The 2,227-nt window shown below is 38.5% G+C and carries 1 protein-coding gene; it reads left to right on the top strand.

All coding sequences use genetic code 11. The annotated features are described in order from the left end of the window. Positions 1 to 701 precede the first annotated feature (701 nt). The gene (locus F6K18_RS35970) at positions 702 to 1,727 is read left to right on the top strand and encodes an aspartyl/asparaginyl beta-hydroxylase domain-containing protein (protein ID WP_287528140.1); all 1,026 of its coding nucleotides are present in this window, start codon (positions 702 to 704) and stop codon (positions 1,725 to 1,727) included. Positions 1,728 to 2,227: the final 500 nt, after the last annotated feature.

Here is a 2,227-nt window from a genome sequence, read left to right as displayed (position 1 = left end):
TTGTGCCTTACTACCACCATTCTTCACAAAGTTGACAACTCGTTCCCGTAAATCTATGCTGTAAGCCATAATCCAAAAAGTTAATTCTTCCCCCTATTCTACTGCTGGTTCTTATTTGTAACTACTATATATCCCTCTCTAAAAATTAGAGCGTTTGCTCTGTTGGGCATACGCTATTATCTAGAACCCATTTGGTATCACGGGGACACGGGGACACGGGGACACCCTCTCTGGTCCATCTGGTGTGTCCCTCCCTCTCTCCACGTCTATTTTTAAATAGACCCCCAATGGCTGCTATATAGTGTCTTTGTGTAAGTCCTGACTTTAATCAAAATTTAACCAGTTTGTTATGAGTGGATATGTTATACTACCACTCAAACAGAGTTAAAATTTTAACTTTATTAAAAAGGGGTCCGCGGTCAGCAATCAGCAGCAAAGGTTTAGAAGGGGTTTAAATCCCCTCTCGGCACCTTCCGGTTTATAGAAACCCGGGATTTAAACCCAAGATAAAAAAGCTGTTAACGTTTCGCTGCGCGACATGAAAAGCGTTTGCGAAGCATTCCGTAGGATAGCTCCTCTGAAAGAGGCAGTTCCTCTGCAATAGGCGACCTCAATGGTAAAAGCTAATAGCTAGTTAAGAATTCACGCGACTTTAGTCCGTAGAGTGTTAAAGTGAATCAATCAGACAACTGGAGTGGAAAATGACTGATAAAACAAGCAATGTCAGTGAGTGGAGAAAAGATAAAGGGGGGATTTTAGAAGTTCCTGTGGATAATCTCAGTGAGTATTATGAGGCTGTAGAAGACTTTACCCATAAGTGGAGAAAAAAAGTAAAAGATAGGCACAGTAAAATTTCGTGTCGCACTATAGGTATTATTCGGGATTTGCCAACTGGATTTTCCCATGATGTAGCTAAAGAAATTGAACAACTAACTTCTCTACCATGGCAAAAAAATTCTTACCCTGACTATGGAAATCATGGATATGAAGTTGTTTCACTCTATAGTAAAAGTGGAGATTCAAGCGATATAATTATTGAAGATTGTCATCCAAAACCAACTCCTGAACTCGATCAATTGCCAACAATACGTTCATTTGTAGAGCGCTACAATCTATCTTTGATGTGGGTTCGATTAAACAAGTTTACTCCAGATGCTTGCTTTTGGGAACATCGAGATTATTCTGAATTGTCTGAGAAGCAGAAAATCAGGCTGCATGTGCCAATTTCCACATCAACGAATAGCTACATGGTTTTTCAAGATACAGCAGTTCACTTGAAACCAGATACTGTCTGGCTTTTACGACCTGATTCTGATATACATGGTTTCATGAATGGACACTCGGTCAGAATCCATTTAATTATAGATATTTATCTAAATAATGAACTCAGCAATCAAATTGAGCAAGTATATTTACCTGAAGAAAGTTTGACTTTACTGCCTGAGGCAACCCCTGAGATATACAAAAAACTACTTAGCCTTGCCACTAAACTTGTTGATGAGAATCGAGAAAAGGATGCTGAGGAATTACTACTGAAAACCTTTTTTCAATACAATCAGCCCTTAGGTTTTTCCTATGACTTAGTTATAAGTTTGTACAAAAAATATTCCAGGGGTGAAAAGGTGCAGGAATGGATTAGTAGAAAGTATAGAATGATGCAAAAAGAGGAACTTCAAAATATCAAGAATCAATGGGAGCAGACAAATCATAAAACAAGATCATATTGAAGGTAAAATAGTAGAGGGTTGTCTTGGGCAATTTCACAGAGACTTACATAGTCTCAGTTATGACCCAAATAAGCTAGAAAAATCATACGATAAACATGCAGATAATTATGATGAATTTCTCTTGGAGCTAGCTGGAGACGGTACATCTGGCTGTGGCCATTATACAACTCTGTGCTTGTCAAGTTCTGTAGTAGTTTACAGTGCTCATTGATTGATGGTCTTACGTCACAACAAAACTCAGTAGGAACTTTCTATGGAACCTTCCTACTGTGGTCTACCGAATTGAAGGGTTAAAAATTAAAGATTAGACTTGTCGCTTAATAAGGTAAACTAGAGATTAGTGTTTTAAAGATCAGAAGAAAAAATGCTGGACATCAATCGAGTGCTAAAAGAAGACCGACTCTTAAGGGCATTAACGGGACTAAACCGTAAGGCATTTGATGAATTGTTGCAAGCTTTTTCTGTCCAGCTAAACTTGGAAGCGATCGCTAGCACCCAAA

Origin of the sequence: Okeania sp. SIO2C2 (genome assembly GCF_010692625.1) — a bacterium.
GTDB classification, from domain to species: domain Bacteria; phylum Cyanobacteriota; class Cyanobacteriia; order Cyanobacteriales; family Microcoleaceae; genus Okeania; species Okeania hirsuta.
This window is presented reverse-complemented; position numbering and strand designations above follow the sequence as displayed.